The sequence below is a fragment of the Thalassospira sp. NFXS8 genome (genome assembly GCF_040148805.1).
GTDB lineage: Bacteria > Pseudomonadota > Alphaproteobacteria > Rhodospirillales > Thalassospiraceae > Thalassospira.
In genome coordinates this window covers 1,399,479-1,423,455 of record NZ_JAGEMF010000001.1, presented here as the reverse complement: position 1 = coordinate 1,423,455, position 23,977 = coordinate 1,399,479, and the positions used below count along the sequence as shown (strand labels likewise).

Annotated in this window: 23 protein-coding genes; 13 read left to right on the top strand and 10 right to left on the bottom strand. The window is 53.7% G+C overall.

Going from position 1 to position 23,977, the window contains the following annotated elements; genetic code table 11:
• Window positions 1-87: 87 nt before the first annotated feature.
• From J4E05_RS06470 to csrA, 4 genes are all read right to left on the bottom strand, one after another.
• The gene (locus J4E05_RS06470; protein ID WP_349593531.1) at window positions 88-462 is read right to left on the bottom strand and encodes a FliO/MopB family protein; all 375 of its coding nucleotides are present in this window, start codon (window positions 460-462) and stop codon (window positions 88-90) included.
• A gap of 193 nt (window positions 463-655) precedes the next feature.
• Window positions 656-976, bottom strand: coding sequence for a hypothetical protein (locus J4E05_RS06465; RefSeq protein WP_349593529.1), 321 nt, complete (start codon window positions 974-976; stop codon window positions 656-658).
• Window positions 966-1,391 carry an EscU/YscU/HrcU family type III secretion system export apparatus switch protein gene (locus J4E05_RS06460; protein WP_085589732.1) on the bottom strand — a complete coding sequence of 142 codons (426 nt, stop codon included), beginning with the start codon at window positions 1,389-1,391 and terminating at the stop codon, window positions 966-968. The genes J4E05_RS06465 and J4E05_RS06460 overlap by 11 nt, the downstream gene beginning before the upstream one ends.
• Window positions 1,392-1,656: 265 nt before the next feature.
• Entirely contained in the window at window positions 1,657-1,944 is a 288-nt protein-coding gene (gene csrA / locus J4E05_RS06455; protein ID WP_349593524.1) for a carbon storage regulator CsrA, read from the bottom strand.
• Window positions 1,945-2,207: 263 nt separating this feature from the next.
• On the opposite strand from csrA, the gene J4E05_RS06450 reads away from it, so the two are divergent.
• The 10 genes from J4E05_RS06450 to J4E05_RS06405 all read left to right on the top strand — a co-directional run bounded on the left by J4E05_RS06450 (window position 2,208) and on the right by J4E05_RS06405 (window position 12,896).
• Window positions 2,208-2,612, top strand: coding sequence for a flagellar basal body protein (locus J4E05_RS06450; protein ID WP_085589738.1), 405 nt, complete (start codon window positions 2,208-2,210; stop codon window positions 2,610-2,612).
• 29 nt (window positions 2,613-2,641) lie between these two features.
• Window positions 2,642-3,049, top strand: a complete 408-nt coding sequence (flgC, locus tag J4E05_RS06445) for a flagellar basal body rod protein FlgC (protein ID WP_085589740.1) — start codon at window positions 2,642-2,644, stop codon at window positions 3,047-3,049.
• Between the two features lie 31 nt (window positions 3,050-3,080).
• The gene (gene fliE / locus J4E05_RS06440) at window positions 3,081-3,407 is read left to right on the top strand and encodes a flagellar hook-basal body complex protein FliE (RefSeq protein WP_085589742.1); all 327 of its coding nucleotides are present in this window, start codon (window positions 3,081-3,083) and stop codon (window positions 3,405-3,407) included.
• A 241-nt stretch (window positions 3,408-3,648) separates the two neighbouring features.
• Entirely contained in the window at window positions 3,649-3,918 is a 270-nt protein-coding gene (fliQ, locus tag J4E05_RS06435) for a flagellar biosynthesis protein FliQ (RefSeq protein ID WP_085589744.1), read from the top strand.
• Between the two features lie 123 nt (window positions 3,919-4,041).
• Entirely contained in the window at window positions 4,042-4,761 is a 720-nt protein-coding gene (gene fliR, locus J4E05_RS06430; protein ID WP_246832893.1) for a flagellar biosynthetic protein FliR, read from the top strand.
• Window positions 4,762-4,785: 24 nt separating this feature from the next.
• Window positions 4,786-5,859 carry a flagellar biosynthesis protein FlhB gene (gene flhB, locus J4E05_RS06425; protein WP_085589748.1) on the top strand — a complete coding sequence of 358 codons (1,074 nt, stop codon included), beginning with the start codon at window positions 4,786-4,788 and terminating at the stop codon, window positions 5,857-5,859.
• 368 nt (window positions 5,860-6,227) lie between these two features.
• Complete coding sequence (locus J4E05_RS06420; protein ID WP_349593519.1) at window positions 6,228-8,240, top strand: methyl-accepting chemotaxis protein; 2,013 nt, start codon at window positions 6,228-6,230, stop codon at window positions 8,238-8,240.
• Between the two features lie 522 nt (window positions 8,241-8,762).
• The gene (locus tag J4E05_RS06415) at window positions 8,763-11,393 is read left to right on the top strand and encodes an ATP-binding protein (protein WP_349593516.1); all 2,631 of its coding nucleotides are present in this window, start codon (window positions 8,763-8,765) and stop codon (window positions 11,391-11,393) included.
• A 123-nt stretch (window positions 11,394-11,516) separates the two neighbouring features.
• Window positions 11,517-12,296, top strand: coding sequence for a substrate-binding periplasmic protein (locus J4E05_RS06410; protein ID WP_349593513.1), 780 nt, complete (start codon window positions 11,517-11,519; stop codon window positions 12,294-12,296).
• A gap of 90 nt (window positions 12,297-12,386) precedes the next feature.
• Window positions 12,387-12,896 carry a 2-thiouracil desulfurase family protein gene (locus tag J4E05_RS06405; protein WP_349593510.1) on the top strand — a complete coding sequence of 170 codons (510 nt, stop codon included), beginning with the start codon at window positions 12,387-12,389 and terminating at the stop codon, window positions 12,894-12,896.
• 31 nt (window positions 12,897-12,927) lie between these two features.
• Here the strand turns inward: J4E05_RS06405 and J4E05_RS06400 are convergent, their stop codons facing one another.
• The 4 genes from J4E05_RS06400 to goxA form a co-directional block, all read right to left on the bottom strand.
• The gene (locus tag J4E05_RS06400) at window positions 12,928-13,698 is read right to left on the bottom strand and encodes a PH domain-containing protein (RefSeq protein ID WP_349593507.1); all 771 of its coding nucleotides are present in this window, start codon (window positions 13,696-13,698) and stop codon (window positions 12,928-12,930) included.
• Between the two features lie 133 nt (window positions 13,699-13,831).
• A complete protein-coding gene (gene blaOXA, locus J4E05_RS06395) occupies window positions 13,832-14,638 on the bottom strand; it encodes a class D beta-lactamase (protein ID WP_503012332.1) in 807 nt (268 codons plus the stop codon).
• Window positions 14,639-14,758: 120 nt separating this feature from the next.
• On the bottom strand, window positions 14,759-15,856 hold the full coding sequence (gene goxB / locus J4E05_RS06390; protein WP_349593502.1) for a glycine oxidase maturase GoxB: 1,098 nt from the start codon (window positions 15,854-15,856) through the stop codon (window positions 14,759-14,761).
• Entirely contained in the window at window positions 15,853-17,892 is a 2,040-nt protein-coding gene (gene goxA, locus J4E05_RS06385) for a CTQ-dependent glycine oxidase GoxA (RefSeq protein ID WP_349593498.1), read from the bottom strand. The genes goxB and goxA overlap by 4 nt, the downstream gene beginning before the upstream one ends.
• A gap of 322 nt (window positions 17,893-18,214) precedes the next feature.
• Here goxA and J4E05_RS06380 point away from each other — a divergent pair, with 322 nt between their 5' ends.
• The 3 genes from J4E05_RS06380 to recA all read left to right on the top strand — a co-directional run bounded on the left by J4E05_RS06380 (window position 18,215) and on the right by recA (window position 21,482).
• Window positions 18,215-19,114, top strand: a complete 900-nt coding sequence (locus J4E05_RS06380; protein WP_349593495.1) for a DMT family transporter — start codon at window positions 18,215-18,217, stop codon at window positions 19,112-19,114.
• A 389-nt stretch (window positions 19,115-19,503) separates the two neighbouring features.
• Window positions 19,504-19,977: a nickel-responsive transcriptional regulator NikR gene (gene nikR, locus J4E05_RS06375; RefSeq protein WP_085589768.1), complete on the top strand. Its 474-nt coding sequence runs from the start codon at window positions 19,504-19,506 to the stop codon at window positions 19,975-19,977.
• A 431-nt stretch (window positions 19,978-20,408) separates the two neighbouring features.
• Complete coding sequence (gene recA / locus J4E05_RS06370; protein ID WP_085589770.1) at window positions 20,409-21,482, top strand: recombinase RecA; 1,074 nt, start codon at window positions 20,409-20,411, stop codon at window positions 21,480-21,482.
• Window positions 21,483-21,863: 381 nt separating this feature from the next.
• Here the strand turns inward: recA and J4E05_RS06365 are convergent, their stop codons facing one another.
• Complete coding sequence (locus tag J4E05_RS06365; protein WP_349593492.1) at window positions 21,864-22,382, bottom strand: superoxide dismutase family protein; 519 nt, start codon at window positions 22,380-22,382, stop codon at window positions 21,864-21,866.
• Window positions 22,383-22,891: 509 nt separating this feature from the next.
• Window positions 22,892-23,578, bottom strand: a complete 687-nt coding sequence (locus J4E05_RS06360; protein WP_349593489.1) for a DUF5610 domain-containing protein — start codon at window positions 23,576-23,578, stop codon at window positions 22,892-22,894.
• Window positions 23,579-23,977: the final 399 nt, after the last annotated feature.

The following is a 23,977-nucleotide window of genomic DNA, read 5'->3' as shown; positions in this document are numbered from 1 at the left end:
CGGTATTGTTCGCGTCGCTACAGCCCGATATACGGGACGCCGCCTGATCCGTATGTGCCTTGGCAGGGTTTGTCCGGTGTGAAAACATCATGGCAAAACAGTTCCGGTTGTCGGTGCTGCAGCTGCATTTGCGGGGCTTGCGGCATCTGTGCCTGTTGTGCCGGGAAGGGCCGTTTCATCGGACAAAAGGTGGTCAAAGGTGGTGCCAATATTGCGTTCAACCACCATGTCGCCATTCGGGGCCAGCACAATCAGGTGTTCGGTGTCATCACGACGGATCAGAACCAGCCGGCGTTTGGCATCCAGCGGTAAAACCTCGATCAGGGCCAACCGGCGCTTTTTCCCCCGGTTAACTGACCGGGCACCAGGCACAAAACGCCGCGCAAGCAGTGCAAGAACACCAATCATGGCCAGCACAAATACCAGTGCGGCGACAAAGCGGAAATATGATTCCATATCCATCGCGGGCAGATTATCCCCTGTTTTGTGAACCGGCCCGCCGGGCGACGGTTGTGCCTCTCTTGTGGATTATCGCACTGTCGGCCAGGGTGCAAGTCGCAAGGTTGTTCCAGACGCCGGGGCGGTAATGGCCATGTTGCCTGTTCTTGCGTTTCGTGGGGCCCGATTTGGCGGCAGTTTTTGCAAGATGTGCAGCCTAGCGGTTGCGTGCCGCCTGGGCATAGGCGTTTACCGCCTGGTTGGAATTGTTAAGCCCTTTAAGCTGGCGTTGCAAACTGGCATGTTCAGTGCGCATGCCATCTTCCAGCCGGTTCAGGTCTGATTGCAGGGCGGCCAAAAAGGGGGCGGCGTCCTGGCGATCCTGGGCGCTAAGGTTTTGGGCATTTCGGCAAAGGTCGGCAATTTTGGTCTCAAGCGAGCCAAGTTCCACAACCTTGCCTTCATCAAGAAAGCGCTGGCTGGTGGCGACCAGGGATAAAACCCGCTTTAAATCCTGTTTGAATTGTTCAAGCGTCATGGGGTGGTTCCTGCTTGTGACCATCTGTCGATAGCCGGGAAATTGTATCATTATCAGGCCCGGCCGCAGGGTTATGCGTGCCATAGATCTGATTGATGCGGTAAATATAGTTCAATATTTCGGCCACAGCGGCAAACGCTTCGAGCGGAATTTCACTGTCAACATCCACCGCCATCAGGATTTCGGCAAGGTCGCTGTCTTTACGAACCTTGATCCCCCGATCAAAGGCCACTTGCATAATTTGTTCGGCAACGCTGCCCTGACCTTTTGCCGTCAGAACCGGGGCGTTATCGCGACCTTGAAGATACCGCAATGCAACCGCAACCTGGTCCTTGCTGCCCGGTGCGGCAAGTTTTTCCCCGCCGGGCGCCTGACGTTCATCAAGCAGGTCGATGTTGTTTTTCTTGCCGGTCATTTTTGCCCATTATCCGGTTCGCATAAAAGCGACCCATTACAAAACATCTTATGCAAGGTCGATCATAGAGGGCCGTTGGTCAATAAATCCTTGCGATAACCGTGATGGTGCAATTTTTACCATCTCGCAGGCAAGCACAGCCAATGCAAGCATCATGCCCGGTCCTGTCGCACTGCCACCATACCGAACACCATACAATGGCTACATCGTTTATACGCGTTATGTGCGCGTTAACAGGCCAACAGACGGGGCATCGGGCCGCGTTCTATGTGCGGTCGCTGTCGTCTTTGGGGGTGTCATTGTCGTCGTCGGCGGGTGGGGTGTCGGGCGTATCGTCGCTGCGGCTATTGAAAATGCGTGCAAAATCAACGCTGGCCGTGGCCGAACGGTTTTCGTCCTGGATGCGGTCATAAAGCTCGCGGCGCAGCACCTGAATGTTTTCCGGGAAAGTAAAGCCCAGCTTTACTGTCTTCCCGCGAACCTCGACCACAGTGACTTCAATATTGTCGTCAATGATAACGGAGTCGCCGACTTTACGGGTCAGATACAGCATGTTCGGTCCTGGTTCTTTTGATCGGGTTGTGGCCCGTCTGGTTCGCGTTGCATGACTATGCCCGCTTTGGCCGCATTGGTCCAGAGGGCAAGAAGTCTAAAGCAATTCCTGCCTTTTAGGATTGTGGCACGGGATATGCAAGGAAATGCTTGCCAGATGAAATCGGGTAAAACCAGCCAGGCGTTGAAGATCAGGAAACGGTCGTTAACACAGGCTTTACTACAAATCCCGATACTGGGTCGGATAACGAAAGGGTAAAGATCATGGATATCGGCAAACTCAGCATGTTCGCCAACATGAAAGAAAAAATGGATTGGCTGAACCAGCGTCAGCAGGTGATTGCCCAGAATATTGCCAATTCCGATACCCCGAATTATCGCCCGGAAGATCTGAAAGAATTTAACCCGGCCAAGGTTGGCAATGATCGCCAGTTCATTCTGGCGATGGCGCAAACCGCACCGGGCCATAGCACCGGTCTTCGTAAACCCGCCAATTTCAAGGCTGAAGAAGTTCGCAAGAACTATGAAGTTGCCCCGGACAAGAACGCTGTGGTGCTGGAAGAACAGCTGGTCAAGATGAACGAAAACCGGATCGACTTTCAAACCATGACCCGCCTTTATGCCAAGCAAACAGAGCTGATGAAAACGGCTGTTGGTCGTACAAGCTAAGCTGTTGCATTCTATAGGAATTAAATGACATGGAACTTTACCGCGCATTTCAGATTTCAGCCGCAGGCATGAAGGCACAGGGCACCCGGTTACGCGTTGCCGCCGAAAACATGGCCAACGCCGACAGCCTGCCGACCGAAGCAGGCAAAGACCCCTATCGTCGCAAGATTCTGACCTTTAAGAATGTTATGGACCGTGAAACCGGCGTTGATCTGGTTAAGGTCAACAAGGTGTATGATGACAAATCAGCCTTTGGCATGAAATACGAACCGGGCCACCCGGCAGCAAATGCCCAGGGCTATGTACAGACTCCGAATGTGGCGCCGATGATCGAGATGATGGATCTTCGCGAAGCACAACGCAGTTATGAAGCCAATCTCAATGTGATACAGTCTTCGCGCAGCATGCTGTTGCAGACCCTGGATATTATCCGTTAAGGTAGGTCTGTGAGGATAAGGAGTCCGCGTCATGATCAATAACAGCTTTGCCAATGCAATTTCTGCCTATCGCAATGCGGCAGATGGCAAAACCGACACGATTGCGGACCGGGCAAATAACGGCACTGCCGTTGACCCCGGGCAAAGTTTTTCCGACATGGTGCGCGACGCGGCAGTTGATGCCCGTGATACCATGATGAACAGCGAAACCATGACCCAGAAAGCCATTGTCGGCAAAGCGGAATTGCATGATGTGGTTACCGCGGTTTCGGCGGCTGAAGTGACCTTGAAAACAGTTGTCGGTGTGCGCGACAAGGCTTTGCAGGCCTATCAGGAAATTTTGCGGATGCCGATCTGATCCGTTGTCTGGCCCGGTAACGGGTCGGCAAATTTTGCAGGGGCCGCATATTGTGCGCAATGCACAGGGATGCGGCTTTTTCTTTTGGCTTTTCTTTCCTTTGCTGTCCGCGCCATGCCAAACAAAATCATGGCGACAGGGGGCAGTCATCCTGTATGAAGAACGAACTGGTATTGGGTCGCCGTGAACGGTTTTGTCGTTCATCGTCTGGCGGCGTCACAGGGACGGAGCATTTTTTCCGATGAATCAGGCCGAGATTATGGACGTGGCCTATGATGCGGTATGGACCCTTATCAAGGTGTCCGGGCCGATCATGCTGATTGCGCTGGGTGTGGGTTTGATTATTGCCCTGTTTCAGGCCCTGACCCAAATTCAGGAAATGACCCTTACCTTCGTCCCCAAAATTCTGGTTATTTTCATTTCATTGCTGGTATTGCTGCCTTTCATGATGACCGAACTGGTTGAATTTACCAATCGTATGGTCGATCATTTTGTTGGCTTGCCCAATTAGCCCGAACCGGGCTGGCAGGCGCGCCTGCCGGTCTGACTGCCTGTAACCCTGTTTCGCCCGGATCGGGTCTTTGCCATGTCGTCCTTGCAGGACCTACTTGTTCTCAACCTATATGTTGTCCTGATGACATTCGCCAGGGTCGGGGCGGCCTTTGCGTTTATGCCGGGTTTCGGGTCGACCATGGTGCCAGCCCAGGTGCGCCTGTTGCTGGCCCTGTGGATTTCGGTGCTTATCTCGCCGTTGACCTCGCCGCTTATTCCGGTTCAACCCGATGATGCGCCGACGCTTTTTGTGTATCTGGCGTTTGAAATTACCATCGGCCTGTTTTTTGGCATGTTCGGGCAAATATTGATGGGGGCCTTGCAAACCGCCGGGATGATTATTGCCTATTCGTCGTCACTGGCGAACGCCTTTACCAATGATCCCATTGCCGGGCAGCAAAGTGCGGTAACAGGGCGTTTGTTAAGCCAGGTCGGGCTGGTGTTGCTGTTTGCTACCGGGCTGGATCATTTGTTGATCCAGGCAATGTTTGAAACCTATACGCTGTTTCCGCCGGGCGGCACATTGCCTGTTGGCGATATGAGCGAGTTCATTTCGCGGGCCATCAATGACAGTTTTACCATTGCCATGAAAATGTCGGCGCCATTTTTGGTGGTGTCGGTTGTTTTGCAGGCTGCACTGGGCCTGTTAAACAAGCTGATGCCGCAATTGCCGGTGTTTTTTGTCGCCATGCCCGTGCAAATTGCTGTGGCTTTCTTCTTGTTCCTTGTTGCGTTGCCGTCCATGATGGTGGTGTTTTCAGGGTATTTTGAAAACGGGTTGGAAAATTTCCTGGCTCCCTAAGCCGCAACCTTCCAGGATGTGAGTATGGCCGACGACGAAGACGACAGCCAAAAAACAGAAGACCCTTCCCAAAAAAAGCTCGATGACGCGCGAGAGAAGGGCCAGGTGCCGGTTTCCAAGGAGGTCGGTAATTTCATGCTGTTGTTTGGCGGGGCGCTGGTGATCATGATGATGGCGCCGGGGATGGCCGATGGGGTGCGCGATTTTTCGATGCAGTTTGTCATGCATCCCCAGGATTTCAGTTTTGACCCCGAAAGTATCCGCCAGCTGTGGCTGAATATGATTGTGGGTTTTTTCAAAATCATGGGCGTGCCATTTTTGCTGCTGATGTTTTTTGCTGCTGCTGGCCACCTGGTTCAAAACGGGCTGGTGATTTCAAGCGAACGTATTTCCCCCGACATCACCAAACTAAGCCCGCTAAAGGGGCTTAAAAACCTGTTTTCGATGAAAACACTGGTCGAGTTCGTTAAAAATATCCTGAAAATCGTTCTTGTCGGCGTGGTGCTGGCAATTGTGATCATTCCCAAAATGGATGATATCGAACTTTATCCGCAAATGTCGCTGCCCGAAATTCTGGACCATCTTTATCAGTTGATCGTGATGCTGATGATTGCGGCGGTGTCGTTGACAGCCGTAATCGCAGGCATGGACTTTGCCTATCAGCGTTATGACTTCAACAAAACCATGCGGATGTCGAAACAGGAATTAAAGGACGAATACAAACAAACCGAAGGCAGCCCGGAAATCAAGGCGAAGGTCCGCCAGATCCGGATGGAGCGGGCGCAAAAACGCATGATGCAAAATGTGCCCAGCGCCGACGTTGTTATTACCAACCCGACCCACTATGCCGTGGCCTTGAAATATGATGTTGGCATGATGCAGGCGCCCCATTGTGTTGCCAAAGGGCAGGATAATGTTGCGCTGCGTATTCGCGAAGTCGCCAAGGAAAACAATGTCACCGTGCTGGAAAATCCGCCGGTAGCCCGGGCGCTGTATGCCACGGTTGAGATCGATCAGGAAATCCCGCCCGAGCATTACAAGGCGGTCGCGGAAATCATATCCTATGTTTTTCGTCTGCGTGGCAAAAAGCTGGGATAATACCTGTTTCCGATCAGGGAAAGTTACCCGGGCCAGGTTTGCTGCCTATGCTGTTTTGTCTTTGCGAGCCTGCGGGTAAAAGGCATTTTTCCCGTGTGACAACGGGGCGTCATGATCGGGATGAGTGGCAGGTAATGTTGATTTGCCGCTAAAATCAGGGCGTTTTTGAACAATATTTCATCGACCGATGTATTTGTTTAAAAGCCGTATTGAAAATCATATCCCAAGATATAATTTATTTTCTCAAGGTATAGGATCTGCATCTTGTAACCTGTTTTCATGGTGACTTCCTGTTTCGATTGGGGGGCTGCTGTTTAACCTGCCAACAAACCCTGCAAAACCGGGGTGATAAGTTCGGGAACGTCTTTATGAAGATTCGTCTTTCAGGGCAGATCGCCCTGTCTAATGCCATTATCGTTGTCATGCTGATTGCCGTTGCAGTGGGTATCGGCTTTGTTGACCTTAATGCACGGCGCACAACAGCCGAGGCTGTTGAAATTGCCGCGGTTACCACAAGCGATATCCCGGTGCTTATCCATAATATTTCCGATGCCCGTTATAATGTTGTGCAGGTTCAGCAATGGCTGTCGGATATTTCGGCAACCCGTGGCATGGATGGTCTTGATGATGGTTTTGACAAGGCCGAAGAAGCCGCCCAGGCCCTGAAAAAAGATATCAACACGGCCCGCGAAATCGCGATGCGCTTAAATCAGGACAAAATCGTTACGGCCCTTGGCGCGGTTGAGGCCGCGTTTCCATCCTATTATGCGCAGGGCAAGGAAATGGCGAAGGCCTATATTGCCGGTGGGGCCGAGCAGGGTAACCGCCTGATGGGCAAATTTGATGCCGAAGCCGAAAAAATGTCCGATGCCCTGGCTGTGATGGTTCAGGAAACCCAGGTTTTTAGCGCCAGTTCAGAAGATCATCTGTCGAGCAAACTGGTCGAACTCGATGCCAATATCAGCAAGGTTTTCTATCTGACAACCGGCGTGACGGTGGCGGCAATTGTGGTGTGTGGCCTGATTGCATTATTTATGCATCGGCGCATTGGCATTCCGCTGACCGGGATGGTTGGCAATTTAAGAAAACTGTCCGAGGGCAACTATGATGTTGTTGTCGTTCAGTCCGACCGCCACGATGAAATTGGCGATTTAAGCCGTGTGCTTGAGTCTTTTCGGTCGACCGGGCTTCAGGCCGACCAATTGCGCAAGCAGCAGGAACAGCAGCGCCTTGATGCGGAAAAGAACCGCCGGGGTGCTTTGCTGGCAATGGCGGAAAAGGTTGAAAGCGAAACCGGAAAAGTTGTTAAAACCATTTCCGAGCAAACCGGCAACCTGGCCGCAGCCGCCAACCGTATGTCAGTATCGGCCGATACCGTGCAGTCCAATGCCAATTCGGTTGCCAGTGCGTCTCATCAGGCACTCGCAACCGTCGAGGCCGTTGCCGGCGCAGGCGAGGAGCTGAATTCGTCGCTGATTGAAATCAACACCCAGATTGATCACGCCAACCGCATCAGCGCCGAGGCTGTCTCTGCCAGCAACGAAACCGAAAGCACCATTGCCAAACTGGCTGAAACGGTTAATGGCATTAGCGAGGTTGTCGAACTGATTTCGGGCATTGCGGCCCAGACCAATCTTTTGGCGCTGAACGCAACCATTGAAGCCGCCCGTGCCGGTGAAGCCGGCAAGGGATTTGCCGTGGTGGCGCAGGAAGTGAAAAACCTTGCCACCCAGACGGGCCGTTCGACCGATGAAATCACCCGTCAGATTGGGGAAATTCAGGCCGTTACAGAAACGGCGGTTCATGCCGTTGCCCGGATTGCAGAAAAAATTCGCGATATTGATATGATTTCAACAGCGATTGCCGCCGCCGTTGAAGAACAAAGTGCCGCAACCAGTGAAATCGCACGTAATGTGACCGATAGCGCATCGGCCTCGCGCGAGGTTTCGGGCCGGATTGGCGAAGTATCCACCGAAGCCGCCGTCACCGGGGATCTGGCCAAGGAAGTTGGCGGGTTATCCAGCCAGGTGGCCCATGCTGTGCGTGATTTGCGCAAGGTTCTGGTTGATGTTGTGCGCACATCGACAAGCGATGTTGACCGTCGCGGCGCGCCGCGCGCGCAGGTTTCCATAAAAACCAAGGTCAGGCTGCGGGGGGACATTCATGATTGTGAGATCGTGAATATTTCCGAAGGGGGCGCCCTGGTGAAAACCGCAACCGCGGTTTCCTTTGGAACATCTATCGAACTGGAAGTTCCTGCCGTTTCGGGCTGGATATCGGGCCGGGTTTGTGCGGTGAATGAAACGGAAGTCAGCATCGAATTTAATGCCAGTGAAAGTGTTCGGGCTGCGTTGAAAAAACTGGTTGAACGACACCTGTAATGCCAAATCAGTAAAACCTGTCCCCGATAATGACACCGGCTTTCTGTGAAAATGGATCATGAAGGGGTGGTTGGGCGCAAGGGTGCGCCGGACTTGCGACGCGATCGGCAGGGGGCGATAACCAGCCTGTTAACACAGGGCCTGATTGGCCGGTTTTGATCAATGATGCCCGGGTATTTAATGCCGGTGACGTATAAAGGGCCGCAACAGCCACTGTTGTGGCCCTTTTTGCTGTATTTTTGCCCTTGGATTATCATGTCATCTGGGGTGATGGCGGGATGAAACCTGATCCACGGGGGTGTTTGCCGGGGTGGATTTTGTCTGCAGGTATGGCGGAAAACATCTGGTTATGGGGGATATTGTGCCAAATTTTCCTATTCTGCCATGACGATGCCGTGATTTCGATGTTCGATAGGGCGTCCTTGGGGGAACAGCCGGTGAAACTTGTTGGTAGCCAGTGGGCGTAATTGCAGCTAAAACTATAGGCTGTCGTAATAAGCTGTTGGTAATAAAGGCGGTGACGTGCTGTTACGGGGGTTAATCCTTGCAGTAAGTGTGGCGTTTGTCGGTTTCATCTATGTCCTGATGCAAATCATGGCACAGGCAGGAATCGACCCACGCCTGATGTGGATCATTGGTGCGATGGTCACAGGGGTCGCTGCATTGGCAGTGGGCATCCTGTCGGTGACCGCGCGTCGCCGTGAGGGCGACCGTGATCTGGCGCCTCTTATGTCCGGTTTTGCAACATCCGATATTGGCATTGCCCTGATCGATGCCTATGGGCGGACCCTTTATGCCAATCCTGCCTTTTCCCAAAAACTGGGTATCGAACCGGGCGAAGACATGCTGGCTGCGCTGGAAAGCCGGTTAAGTTTCCTTGATGCTGACAGTGCGGACCTGACGGATTTGCGCGCACGCGCCATGCGCGGCGAAGCCGGCGAAATTTATTTCGACTCTGTCGCGGAAAAAACCGATACCGATGATGCCAAAGCCGGGCCAGAGGGACCGGCATCATATATTGTTGCCCCCGCCGCAAGCGATGAAGCCGCAATATCGGGCGTAAATGCAACAGGCCCGGCCCCCCGTGCCGGAATATTGCGTTTGTCGGTTACCCCGGCCAATGCCCGGCGCGGGCAAATGTTATGGACGGTTGATGGTGTTGATGCCGCCAGCCGCAACGCCATTGTTGTGGAGCAGGGCCGTCAGCTTGCCTTGCAGGATGCAACCGCCGTTGCCAGCCACCTTGCCCCCGATGTGCCCGACCATATTGGCGGTATTTCATCGCATCTTCCTGCGGGCACCAGGGGATTCGAGCATGCCGATCTGATGATCGAACGTTTGCCGGTCGGGGTGTTTGGCCTGGATGAAGACGGGCGGATTCTTTATGTCAATCAGCGCCTGGCAACATGGCTGGGCGGTAAACCCGAAGACTATGCCGATGGCGCGGTTGAGCTGGCCGACCTGATGGTTGGCGATGGCATGAATGGCGAAGTGCGCCTTAAGGTGCGCGGCGGCGAGCCGATCAAATGTTTTATCACCCATTCGATCAATGCGCCTAATACCGGACCGATTCGCAGCCAGGCTGTTGTTTTCCCCGATCCGATGCCCGCGCATGAATGGGAACACGCCCTGGCCGAAACAGAACGCCGGGTGCGGTGGTTCTTTGATGACAGTCCGCTTTCCATCATTCTGGCCGATATGAGCGGCACCGTCACCGATGCCAACCGCGCCTTTATCGATACCGCCGGGCAAAAACGCGACAAGGTTATTGGGCGTTCCATTCTTGAACTGATCCTGCCCGAAGACCGCGACGATGTGGCGCGCTATTTGTCCAAGGCTGTGATGGGCATGGGCAAGGGCGGCCAGATTGAAGCCCGCCTGCAAGGATCGCGCGGGGTGGCGGCCCATATTTACCTGCAACGGGTTGCAGGCCGGTCGGGCGAAAGCGGTGCGTTGCTGCTTAACTTCCTTGATACGACCGAGCAGAAAAACCTTGAGGAACAATTTGCCCAGTCGCAAAAAATGCAGGCCGTTGGCCAGCTTGCGGGTGGTGTCGCGCATGATTTCAACAATCTGCTAACCGCCATGATCGGTTTTTGTGATTTGCTGTTGTCGCGCCACGGGCCGGGCGACCCCAGCTTTGCCGATATTATGCAGATCAAACAAAATGCCAACCGGGCGGCGAACCTTGTGCGCCAGCTTCTGGCGTTTTCGCGTCGGCAAACCTTGCAGCCCAAGGTGATTAACATCACCGATGCCCTGGCCGAAATGTCGAACCTGTTGCGCCGTCTGATTGGTGAAAAGATTGACCTTAAGGTGGCACATGGCCGCGATATCGGGCTGGTCAAGGTTGATCCGGGGCAACTGGACCAGGTGATTATCAACCTTGTGGTCAATGCGCGTGATGCCATGTCGCAGGGCGGCGGGGTGTTGGCAATCAAGACCAGCAATGAAATTGTTGATGAAACCAAACATGCCGGTACCGAAATTATCCCGGCGGGCGATTATGTGCGTATCGAAGTTCGCGATACCGGCATTGGTATCCCCAAAGATAACCTGACCCGCATTTTTGAGCCGTTCTTTTCTACCAAACAACGGGGTGAAGGCACCGGCCTTGGCCTTTCAACCGTTTATGGCATCGTTAAGCAAACAGGCGGTTTTATTTCGGTAGAAAGCGAAATGGGGGTTGGCACAACCTTTACCATTTATCTGCCCCGTTATGAAATTACCGCCGAAGAACTGGCCGCCAGTCAGGCTGTAAGCGAAGAAGCCCCGTCACGTGATTTAACCGGTAGCGGGGCGATTTTGCTGGTCGAGGACGAAGATGCCGTGCGAACCTTTGGGGCGCGTGCCTTGCGGGGCAAAGGTTATGATGTTCTGGAAGCCAGCAACGGGGATAATGCCCTTGAGGTTCTGGAAAACACGGACAAAACGATTGACCTGGTGATTTCCGATGTGGTGATGCCGGGCCTTGATGGCCCCAGCCTTATCCGCAAACTACGGGCTGAACGCCCGGATTTGAAAGTCATCTTTATTTCCGGCTATGCCGAAGATACCTATCGTGACGAGCTTGATGAAGAAAACGGTGTTCATTTCCTGCCCAAGCCCTTCTCGCTTAAGGAATTGGCAACCAAGGTAAAAGAGGTTCTTTAACCTTTTCCGGCTCAGGAATGGCGGTTGCCAGCGTGCTGATGACTTAGGGGTGCAAGATCGGGACTTCCGGTTTTGCACTTTTTTATTTTTACATATCCAGGGCATGGCACGCGCAACCATTATGTGCTTAAACCTGCCCATCAATTTTATGCGCCCGAATGGAGCCGCCTGACCGTGCAGGACTATTTTGTTTTTCATGTCGCCCGCAAATTTGCGGGGCGGGCCTTTATTGTGCTGCTGGCTATGATGGCATTGCCGTTTTATCGGGCGCAGGCCAATAGCCTGTCACAGGGCAAATGCCTTGTTATGGCGATGCCCGAAGTTTTAGGACCGCAACATAATTACGAAAATTACATTCTGGCAATGGCACAGGCCGGTTTGTGCGTTGATCCGGTATGGATGCCCAATCAACGGGCCGTTCTGGCCCTGGAAACAGGGCATGTGGATGGCATTTTTGCCCGTCCTGCCGGGTTTCAAGACGAAGTTTCTGTTTCGGTTCTTTCGGGGGCAAGCCGTGTGGGCCGGGTGCCGGAAATGCTGGTAACAAAGGATGCTGGCATTACCGGGCTGGATGATTTGCGCAATCAGTCTGTCGGTGTTTGGCTGGGGTCAAAATGGTCTGATACGTTGCTGGCAAACCACCCGAATGTGGTGCGTGTGCCAGGTGGCCCTGTGATGATGCAAGGCATGATCAGAAAGGGCCATATCGATGCCATGTTGCTGGATGGTTATTCCCTTGATGCAAGCGGGGGCGTGCCCCCCGGTTTTCACGCCCGCAGCATCGGCGAAATCACGGTTTATAGCTGGGTTTTGGCCCGCCATCGCGATTACCTGCCCAAACTGGATGCCGGAACCGTCATATTTCGTCAGCAGTTGCTTAAAGGCGGGGCGAAACAGTTCTGATCCGTTCGCCCTGTTTTCAGGATATGGTATATCGGGATAACGTCCTTTGATTTCGTTCTGATTGTGTTTAACCGTTGGGAGAACCTGTTTGTGCCAGCCCGTATCCTGATCAGTTCGTGCTTGCTGGGCGCGCCGGTGCGTTACAATGGCTCTGCCAAAACGCTGGTTCATGATGCGATTGAACTTTGGCAGGAACAGGGGCGTCTGGTGCCGGTATGCCCGGAAATTTCGGCCGGGTTGCCCATTCCGCGGCCCGCCGCCGAAATCGAACAGGGATATGACGGCGCTGACGTTCTGGTGCGCAACGCCCGTGTCGTTGAAAATACCGGGCGCGATGTTACCGATGCCTTTTTATCGGGGGCACAAATTGCGCTTGATCTTGCCCGTGCCCGCCAGTGCCGGTTTGCGTTGCTAACTGATGGGAGCCCGTCTTGCGGCAGCAGTTTTATCTATGACGGGCAATTTAACGGCACGCGCCATAACGGTGTTGGCGCAACGGTTGCCTTGCTACAGCGCAACGGCATTGCCGTGTTTGCCAACACCGAACAGGGCATTTCCCTGCTTCAACAGGCGTTAAATCAGGCAGACCGGGCCGTTTAATGGCTCTGGTGTGGAAACAATGCCAACTGCGCTAGAATGTTTCGGTTTCAGGTGGCAGGTTGGGGTTCTGGTTGTGCGTGTCGATAATGGTTTCGCGGCTGCGCCCGGTGATGTTTACCGGTTCACTGGCCCGGTGCGATGTCACCCGGCCAAAGAAATCCGATAGTTCCTTGGCAACTTTTTCGGGCGATGTAACCTGGCGCAAAACAAAGCTGTAACCCAGCCGGTCGGTAATACGTAAATCGCCAAAATCAAAAATATTGCCAATCACGCTTTTGTATATCTGGGTGGCTTTGATGGCTTCAAAACCGGTGTCGTCCTGATCCTTGATAAAAACACCACTGCGCGTCACGATCCGGTTGTTGGTGATAACACGTTCAAAAAAGAACAGGTCGCGTATTGCGGTTATCGGCAACAATATGCTGTCGCGTGCCGCGGCGGTTGAAATGCCCAGCGCACGGCGAAACAGACGCCAGATAATCGATATTGCAGCAATGATCACGCCAAACAGGGCAATGGAAAATACAAATTCGTAATTTTCCCACATCCGGTTTAAGGCGGCGAAGGCATCCGGCCCGGTAACGGCGGATTTAAGATAAGGGCGCAGAAAATCGTATATTTCGGCATAATGATAGGCCGCAAAAATAAGCACCGCCAGCCAGATGATCTTGATGATGCCGGGCACCAGAATGGATGTTGGCGATAACGGCAAATCCATGATCACCACCTCGCCATCATGCAAATGGCGACGGATCCCCTTAAAAGGTTTGGTTTGCGCGTCTTCTGTGTTTTTCCGGCTCATTAAGGCGTTCCTGTTGCTGGCGACCGCCCCCACCATACTGCGTGCGCCATATTTCGCAAGGTGATGGCTATATGGTTTGCCGGGGAATGTGACCGTCGGCGCGTTTGGCGGGGTGTTGTGTGTGAAACTGGTATTAAAAGGCGTGATCGTTGGCAAAAAGGTCGCTCAGGACAGCATCGCGCGCGGCAAAGCCGGGGGATTGTGCCGGGCGGGTGGTATCCCGGGTTAGTCGGGCAAAGACAACAGACTGCTGCCCTTTGTAGGCCCATCCAACAAACCAGCCCACCGGTTGGCCTTTGATTACGGTGCCATCGGCCTGCTGTGAAAGCCCGGCACCGGTTTTGCCATAAACATGCCAGCCACCGGGTTGTCTGCCGATATCAAACAGGGCGGGTATTGTATCAAAGGCGTTTGGGGCCACCGGTAATTCCCGACGGACCAGTTTTTGCAAAAATGTGACCTGTTCCGCAGGCGATATTTGCAGGCTGGAACTTAACCACGCGCGGGTCAGGCCATTGTTTTTGCCAGTATCGCCTGAAACATCCTGATTGCCATAATCAAATGCACGGACATAATTTTCATAGCGTGCCTTGCCCAGTTTTTGGGTGATCTGCTGTGAATACCAAACGACGGAATATTTGATCCAGCGGGTTGGGTCGGTATCCTGACGCCAGGCCGTTCGCCAGTCAGGGTATCCTTTTTTGAACGGCAAAACCGGGTGGTGGGCATCGGTTAAAATCCCGGCATCATATCCCATCAGGCTGATTGCGATTTTAAAGGTCGAGGCGGCGGTGGCCCTTTGCGTGCAATTTCCCTGCGATAGCAGGGTTTCGCCGGTTTGGGCGTTCGCCACCAATGTACAAACGGTAATGGTTTTTGCCTGTGCCGTGCCTGTCGTGGCCCATGTGCCGGCCCATGCCCCGGCCAGAATGGCAATCATTAACGATAGGTATTTCACAACCCCGCCTCTTTGAATGTTGATACAGCACAGCAGGGGCAGTCTGGTTTAAAAAGCTGAATTTATTCTGAACCTGTTGGCGTGTGACCCAAAAGGCAAAGATCAGGTTTCAGGATGTTTGCCATGGCGGCGTTGCCAGAAAAGCGACTGGCAAAAACGGGTTTCCTGTTGATAGATTTTTTGTCGCTGAACCAGAAAATCGTCGATCCCCTTTTTGACGGCAGCGTCATAGGACGCGAGAGCGTCGGTTTGCCCTTTGCGGGCGGCACAAATGGCATGGCTGGCCTGGCGGGCCATCCAGAGGGCCGTTGTCATGCCGTGCGATGATAGCGGGTCAAACGCTGCGGCGGCATCGCCAACTGCCGCCCAGTTTTGCCCCGAAATCGGGGTCATCCATGTGGTGCCGGCACTGGCAAGGATTGGCAAATCATGCAGGGTGAAACCGGCACTGTCGATCCAGCGGTCGATATGGCGGGTTTGTGCAACCAGCGACGACCATGTTTTAAAATCCCGGCTAATCCCGGATGGCAGCAGGTCGGGGTCGGAAAAATAACTTACGACCATGCGGCTGTCGGGCAATAGGGCTGCATACCACCAGCCGTTTTCTGTTGCTTCAATCAGGGTGGCCGGTGTGGGTTCCACATCCATGTCGGTTTGCCGTAAAAAGCAATGTGCCGCCACCAGTTGGTCGGTGCGCTGGCGCTTGCCTTGCGTGATGGCAAGTGTGCTGCTGCGGCCGGTGCAATCGAGAACAAAGGGAAACACACGGCTTTTGCCATTGGCAAATGTCAGCTTCCATTTGCCATCATTTTCGACGGCATGGTGTATGGTCCGATCAATATGGGTTACACCACGCTGCAGGGCCGCTGTGAACAGGTCGGCTTCAAACCCGGCACGGTCCAGCACCGTGCCCGGCCCTTCAAGATGGACAATGGCGTTGCGTTCAACAAGCTGGTCGCTGCCCCAGGCCGAAAAGCTGGTATTGGCCGCCCGATGCATGGGCCGGGCGAGCAATCTGGCCAGGCCAAGGTCCGCCAGAATGGTATTGGCGGCAGGCGATAATGTTTCGCCAATCCGGTCTCGTCCCGGTGTGGGGGCAGGGGCAATCCAAACCGGGCGCACCCCGCGCTGCAATAATGCAACGCAGGATGCGGCACCGGCAATGCCGCCGCCAATAACGGCAATATCGGCACGTGTCATTTCGGCAATTCACCGTCTTCGGGCGTCCAGACGTAATTCATTTCCATGTCGCTGCGTTCTACTTCAACAAACATCTCGGCAGGGACACCCTTGGGCCGGTTAACATCGCTTGGCCCCGGTTTGCGCACCACAAATCCCATGCGTTGCCATAACGCGATCATGTTGGTGATCCCGTCCCAGTAACTGCCATTGGCATGGTAACCAATGCCCGCCACCCCGCGCGACCACGGCACGCGGTTTTCAAAAAACTTTTTGCGTTCTTCGGCTGACAGGTCGGTGCGCATCATTTCGTCGTAATAGCGTTCGGGCAGCACATCAATCGGCAGCAAAGCCGGCCACCAGACGGCAGTGGGGAATTCCGACTGCATCAGCACTTGCTGGCAGCTAAAGGCATCGCATTGCCATGGCAGGCCCATCCAGCGGGTTAAATCGCCGGGCATTTGCGGGCCAATGGGCGGCGGCGCGCCATTGCCACCGTTAAAGGCCTTTTCGGGCGTTAACAACCGGCCAATATTCTGGATCAGGCTGGGGCGGTCGCCATGGGCGAGACGGAACGGTTCGGCCTTGTCATTGCGGTTGCGTTCATACATCGGTGCCAGCCGCAAATAATAGGTCAACTCGACCCCGGGGTGAAACGCCCCGCCCGAACAGGGTTCAAGGGCGGCTTCGGTTAAGGCATGGGGGCGCAGGGCCACATCCATGTCGTCAAGTTCGTGAACGGCGTCGGCTTCGGTGTCATCAAAATCGTCAATGAAATTGCCAGCCGCCCACGCCTTCAAATAGGAATATTGCAGTTTGGGAAACTGGAACCATTGCAACGGGCTGCCATCGTAATTTACCCCGTCGCCCAGCATATAAGGCATTTTAAGCTGTTCTTCCTTATAGGCATTGGGGCCGGTATTTTCGGGGTTACGGAACTTGGCAAATATTTCCGCGCGGAAGGCCTTGTTGTCGGCCGATGGATTGGCCAGTTTGGCGATATAGGCGGGGTCGGAAAAATCGCCAACGGCCAGCCAGCCTTCGCGCAAATTGGCGGCATTTGTCAGCCATTCCATCAATGCCAGGCGGCGGAAGGTCGGGTAAATATATTTGCGAAATGACAGCGGCTCGGTGGGGGCATCAGCCCATTTTTCCGACACGTTCAAATCGTCAATCACATCGTACAGGGTGGTAATGGGCGGAATTTCCGGGGCAAAATTGGGGCCGACACAGGCAATCCATGCCGGGTCTGCAACCATTTCGGTGCCATCGCCCAGTTTGACTTTGGCGGTGACGGGGCCGTCGCACCAGTCATCATGCCAGCCATCGTTGTCGGCAAAGCTGGTAATGCCCGCATTGACAGGGCTGGATGATTTGCCGTCGGGAGGAAACACCATCAGCCGCCCGGCATCATCGGTGCGTACTTCGCCAAGGCCCACCGGGGTATCGCCATAAAACGACCCGCTCATGGCAAAATCATCCAGGCCGCCATCCTTGTTGGTGTCCTTGCCTGAAATTGTTGTGGCACCCCCGTCAATCACCAGCATGTCTTCGCGTTTTTTATCGGATACAAAAAACTGGTTACGCATCTGGCCAGGTAGGCCCGGTGCCAAATCACCATTATCAAGCGGGTTGTTAAACCCGTACCAGGCGGCCTTGGTGTTGGCGACATGCACCTGCCAGTCGATGGTGGCATCATTGCCGGTAATTTCGCCGATCACGCGGTCCTGGTCATCAAAGGCATAAATGCGAAAACGTTGAACCTGCTTTTTGATCAATTGCCGCCCATCCTTAAACCCGCCTTCGGGCCGGGGCGGCAGGCCGGGAACTTCGGGGGCCAAAAACCACTGCTTGCTGCCACCTACACGTGAAATGCCAATCGCAGGGTAAATGCCCACCCGGGCAATCTTTGCGCCTTTGGGGGCGGCCTTCGGGGTGTTTTTGCTGCTAATGGCTGACTTGGCGATCATGGGAAACGCCATTAAAACGGCCCCTGCACCAACGCCTGCCAGAAAATCCCGCCGTTTAACGCCTTTGGTGCCTGTTGTCGATTTCATCGTGTTATCTCCCCTGTTTGTACAACCCAGGGAAATTATTCCGCAGGTTGCGCAACGGGGCAATAAAACAATTTTAATTATAATGTGAATTTTGAAGTTTTTTGCGTTCACAAATCAGGGACTTGTTCGTCTGCGCGGCGACTTTATGCCGTTCAAAGACGGGGCGGGCGGAAATGGAACTGGCGAAGGTGGGGGGATGTTGGCTTTGCCGGTTAGCGTGCGGTTCCAGTTGCGAAAATTGCCGATGTGTGATTGAAACGTTTTCCGAGTTTTTCCTGTATTTTAAACGAGGCAGCCTGCCTCGCGCCTGGATGTTCCTTGCATGATCCCATTTTTCGGTGAAGCTGCTGCGATGATGGCGGCCCTGTCCTGGGCGACGTCGAGCATGATTTTCTCCAACATCAGTGGCAAGGCCGGGGCGCAAAGTGTTAATCGCGGGCGGCTGTTATGCTCCATCACCTGTCTGACGGTGCTTCACTGGGTCATCGAAGGCCAACCCTGGCCGCACGCCACCACCCCGGAGCAAATTGGCTGGTTAGCCTTGTCGTCGGTTTTGGGGCTGGTGATTGGCGATGCCATGCTGTTTCAGGCATTTGCCATTCTGGGCGCGCGCTTGTCGATGCTGATGATGTCGTCTGTCCCCATTATGGGGGCAACCCTGGCGTGGTTTCTGTTCGACGAGGTTTTGACATCGGTTCAGATCGGCGGGGTTGCTTTGGGCGTGGGGGGCATCCTGACGGTAATCATGATCCGCAAGGGGCGACCGGCCAATTTGAACGGGCGGCAATATCTGGTCGGTATTCTGTTCGGGCTGGGCGGCGCTGTGGGCCAGGTTGCCAATCTGATAACCGCCAAATATGCACTGATTGGCGGCTATTCTGCCTTGTCAGCCACCTGGATCAGAACCCTGGTGGCGGTGGTTATTATGTGGGGTATTGCCGCCTTGAGCGGGCGGATACGCCGCACTTTGGTGTCCTGCACGGCACCCGACGTGCGCGGCTGGTTAATGTTGGGGGCATTTGTTGGCCCGGCCATGGGGGTGTGGCTATCGATGCTGGCGGTGCAAAATGCCAATGTCGGTATTGCCAGCACCCTGATGGCAACGCCACCGGTTTTGCTGATTATTTATGAAGGTGTCGTGCTGCGCAAACCGGTTGGCTGGCAGGCGGCATTGGGAACATGTATGGCCTTTGCCGGGGTCGCCATTCTGTTTTTGTCGTGACATGCCATTATGCAAAAAAAAACAGCCATACTCCGACGGAGCAGGCTGTTAGTTAAATACAGATAATATATCTGTGGGACACGAGCAAATGCATGAAGCGGGGCGGATAAGGACAGGGAAGTCACGCCCGTTCATGCCCGCAAGTCATATGAGGTAATTTTATGGCTGTCATTCAAACTATTGTAATTGTTTGAATTTGTCAGGATTGCATAAGGAATGTTATTGTATGGACCTGTCCTGTGCCGGGGTGACAGGCGAGGGCGCGCAGCAGCGTTGTGAAGTTTGATTGAAACATCGGTCATCCTTTGTGAAATTGGCAGTCATAAACGTTGGTCAGGTGTTATATCTGCCAGGTACATATGCCCGATGATTAAGGAAAGGATTATGGAATGACGCGCGTGACCGTTTCCATCGAGGACGATTTGATGTCGGCCTTCGACGAATTTCTTGACGGGCGCGGCTATACCAACCGCTCCGAAGGGTTTCGCGACCTGATCCGCGAAAAGCTGCAGCAGGAACAATTGGCCGACGATAAAAATGGCAGTGGCATTGCCGTGCTGAACTATGTTTATGACCATGAAGAACGTATGCTGGCCAGCCGGTTGATGTCTGCCCAGCATGAACATCATGATCTGACGGTTTCAACTGTCCATTTTCATATCGATCATGATACTTGCCTTGAAATCGTGACATTAAAAGGCAAGCTGTCCGACATTCGCAAATTTGCTGACCAGATTTTGGCCCAGCCCGGTGTCCGCCACGGCAGCCTTTATACCGTTCCCGGTGAATTGCATATTGAAGCCCATCGCCACGGCGAAGATGGCCATACGCATAAACACGAACATCTGAAAATCACGACCTGATATTTGGCGCTGAATACCGGTTTTGCCCAAACCGGCATATCGCGACCGGCCTGATCACGCAGCCATACGGCGGGCGAGGTGACTGGCAGGGGCGGTTTGCCCACCAACCTGCCGATGGCGCGCTGATGGGGGCAGGCAACGGGTTTGCCATAAGCTGGGATATGCTGCCTTTGTTTTTTAGCGGGAAAAACTTTTGTCGCTTGCGGGGGATAGGGCCTGACAAATTTCGACCGGTGGAATGAGAACAAACTTGCAACATCGAAAAATATATGACAGTGTTCGCATTATGTTCTCAACGCCTCTGCGTGGAAGGACCGGGATATGTTCCGTTCTTTTGTGCAGGGTACCCAGCGGTGGCGTTCCGCATTTCGGACCGGGGAACCGCCTGCGTTGCATCTGACCCGGCCCTGTGGAATAAGAGAGTTCGAGCGATGATTCAAACCGCGCTGCAATTGGTGGATAAGGATACTATGGATAAGCAAAAAGCACTTGAAGCCGCCCTAGGGCAGATCGAACGCGCCTTTGGTAAAGGCTCGATCATGAAGCTGGGGCAGCGCGGCAGTGTTATTGATATTTCGGCCATTTCAACGGGTTCGCTGGGACTTGATATTGCGCTTGGCATTGGTGGTTTGCCCAAAGGCCGTATTATTGAAATTTATGGCCCGGAAAGTTCGGGTAAAACAACGCTGGCCCTGCATGTGATTGCCGAAGCCCAAAAAGCGGGTGGCACCTGTGCGTTTGTCGATGCCGAACATGCGCTCGACCCGGGATATGCCCGCAAACTTGGCGTTAATGTCGATGAATTGCTGATTTCGCAGCCCGATGCCGGTGAACAGGCTCTGGAAATTTCCGACACGCTGGTGCGTTCCGGTGCGATTGATGTGCTGGTGGTTGACTCTGTTGCTGCCCTTGTCCCGCGCGCCGAACTTGAAGGTGAAATGGGCGATACCCATGTCGGCCTTCAGGCCCGTTTGATGAGCCAGGCTTTGCGTAAACTGACCAGCTCGGTTTCGCGGTCCAACTGCATGGTTATCTTTATTAACCAGATCCGCATGAAAATTGGCGTGATGTTCGGTAGCCCGGAAACCACGACCGGTGGTAACGCGCTTAAGTTTTATGCTTCTGTCCGTTTGGATATTCGCCGCATTGGCCAGATCAAGGACCGTGACGAAGTTGTCGGCAACCAGACACGGGTCAAGGTTGTTAAAAACAAAATGGCCGCGCCGTTCAAACAGGTCGAGTTTGACATTATGTATGGCGAAGGCGTTTCCAAAATGGGCGAAATTCTTGATCTGGGCGTTAAGGCCGGGATCGTGGAAAAATCGGGCTCGTGGTTTTCCTATAATTCCACCCGGGTTGGTCAGGGGCGTGAAAATGCCAAAAACTTCCTGCGCGACAACCCGGAAATGACCAACGAAATTGAACGCGCCATTCGTGAAAGTGCCGGCCTGATCGCCGAAAGCATGACCAATATGAGCGACGACGACGTTAGCAACGACGATTAAGTTTTCGGCGTTTTGATTTTCCTAAAAACGGGTACCCCAAAAGGTGCCCGTTTTTTTGTACGGGCCGGGGCAGGTTATGGCGATGTGTATTTGCTTTATCCTGGCAAAACGGATTTGCTGTCGCGCAATCGGAGGGGCTGTACCGGTCCGGCTCCGGGGATGGACGTTCCATCGGGGGAGGGGCATCGGGCGGGTATAATAATCCGCACGTCGTGATGATGTTGTGCTGATTACACCGCTATTCCCGCAATAGGCCGATTTGCCTTTGATCAGGGCGCGGGGGAAAACACCCCCGTCTTGTCGTGGAACGGTTGTGGTCGGTTTAATTACGGGTGCTGCCAGGTACTGTTCCTGCCAGCCCATAAAATTAACGATCCTTGCTTATTTGATGATCGCGCAGGCAAGACGTTCACCAGCTGCACCGGATGGCTGGGTCATATAATCATCTGCGCCGGCATGGATAACGATGGCCTTGCCGCGCACGCCATTTTCTTTGTCATCAAGTGTCACATTGGTGTTAATCACCTGGCTGAACATCTTCCCCTGGTCATTAACATATTGATTGGGCATATCGCCCGCATGGGAACCGTCTTTTACCAGAAAGCCATGTGATTTATGGGTCGGGTTAAAATGCCCGCCTGCTGTTTTAAAATTGCTGGCAGTATCGCATTTTCCATTTTCGTGGATATGAAAGGCAACCCACTGATCTGATGGCAGGCCCGTGACTGCGGCCTTTATCACAACGCCGCCACCGGTTTCGGTTAAATCAGCGGTTCCAATATTGGTGCCTTCGGCATTGTGAAAGGTTGCGGTGGCGGTGGTTTCGGCAAAGGCAGGAAAGGCGACCAGTGAAACGGCGCCCGCCACAAGGGCGACCAGGGGGACGATGATGGCTCGCATCGGTGTTCTCCTTATTGATTTGTTAACTTATTGAACTGTGCAGCACTTCCTTTGTTCCCGCCGAACACAAGATTGTTTTGTGCGCAGCACACACCCTTAAAGGTTTAAAGGTGATTTTGGTTATCGGTGAAGTTATCCTTGTTGTTGATTACGGCCCGTCTTAAGTGCGCCTGCCGCCTGCCGCCTGCCGCCTGCCGCCTGCCGCCTGCCGCCTGCCGCCTGCCGCCTGCCGCCTGCCGGGGCAAAAAACAATCGTTATGAATGATCCGTGATGGTCGAGCCCGGTTTATGCCGCGCAGGCGTATCGTGGCACCCGTGATTGGCACATAAAAAGACCGGCCTGACGGGGGAGTGTCAGGCCGGTTACTTCTTGCTGCTTGCTCGGTCTTATGCTGTTTTTCCGATATTGGCGGCCGGTGGCGTTTTTCAATAGCGGCAGCTATCTTTTTTTGAATTAAACAGCCAACAGTTTTCAAATGCCGGTTTTCGGGCCCGTTCAGGCCGCAACATCAGGCATAAGTGCCAAATTGTGGTCTATTACGGTCTTGCGCCACGGCGGCCTGTGCCGAATACTGGCTGGCCTGTGCGGTTTGTGTAATCTGGGTCTGAACGATCTGCTCGTCACCCTCAGGTTTCGCCGCCGCAAGGGTTGCTTCTTTTTGCGGGCCAAACAGTTCGGTAATGCGCGCATCAAGCGATTTCAAGCCATCGTCAAGGCGCTGCTGGGTATCGTTGATGCTGGCGTTAACTGTTTCATTTAACGCGCCCAAACCTTCCAGAATATCGCGGGCCTGATCAATCCCCTTGGCGATCCCCTTCGAGGCTTCAGACAGAATGTGCCGGGCTTCGTCACCGTTATCGGCGCGCGCCGTAATCAGGTTGGATACCTGGGTTAAAATCCGGTCTGCCACAGCTTCGGGGGTGTAATCATCGGGATTAACACCTTCGATCGATATGCCCGAACTGGCCAGGTTTTCGTTGATCGCGGAAATGATCTGATCTGTGCTTAACGCCTGGGCAGATCCGCTGGAAAGCGAGATTTTGGTGGCATCGCCAAAGATATTCGATCCCGAGTCTTTACCCGTCAGGGATGCATTTTTACCAGACGCAGCGTCACCGCCCGGCAAATAGGCCTGGGCAGAACGTGTTGATATTCCGGTATTTTGAATATTCTGGCCACCAATAAGGATGTCCATTTCCCAACTCCTGCGATCATTCGCGGGAACGCGCGTTAATTTTCAACTAACGACACTGACATATTTTTGCGAAAAAAGCCAGCGAAGTATTAACCAAAGGGTTGAGTGAAGGGTGGGGCTGCGCTGTTTAAGCAATGTTTTGCAGGCCGATGCCCCATATTGCGGCGCGCGTTTGGGGATATGCAGTTTATGCCGGATCTGATGCATTACCAATGCATAAATATGCGCATAATCGTCTTTAGGAAGGCCGTAACAGCCCGATATGCAGTGCATTTGATGGCGATAATTGCGATGGGGGATTGCACCGGGGGCCAAGCCCGATTATTGAACAGGGTTTAATTCGCAATTTACCCGGTCAGGGCGTGTCGAGAATTCTCCACGGTTTGACCCTGACCAGAT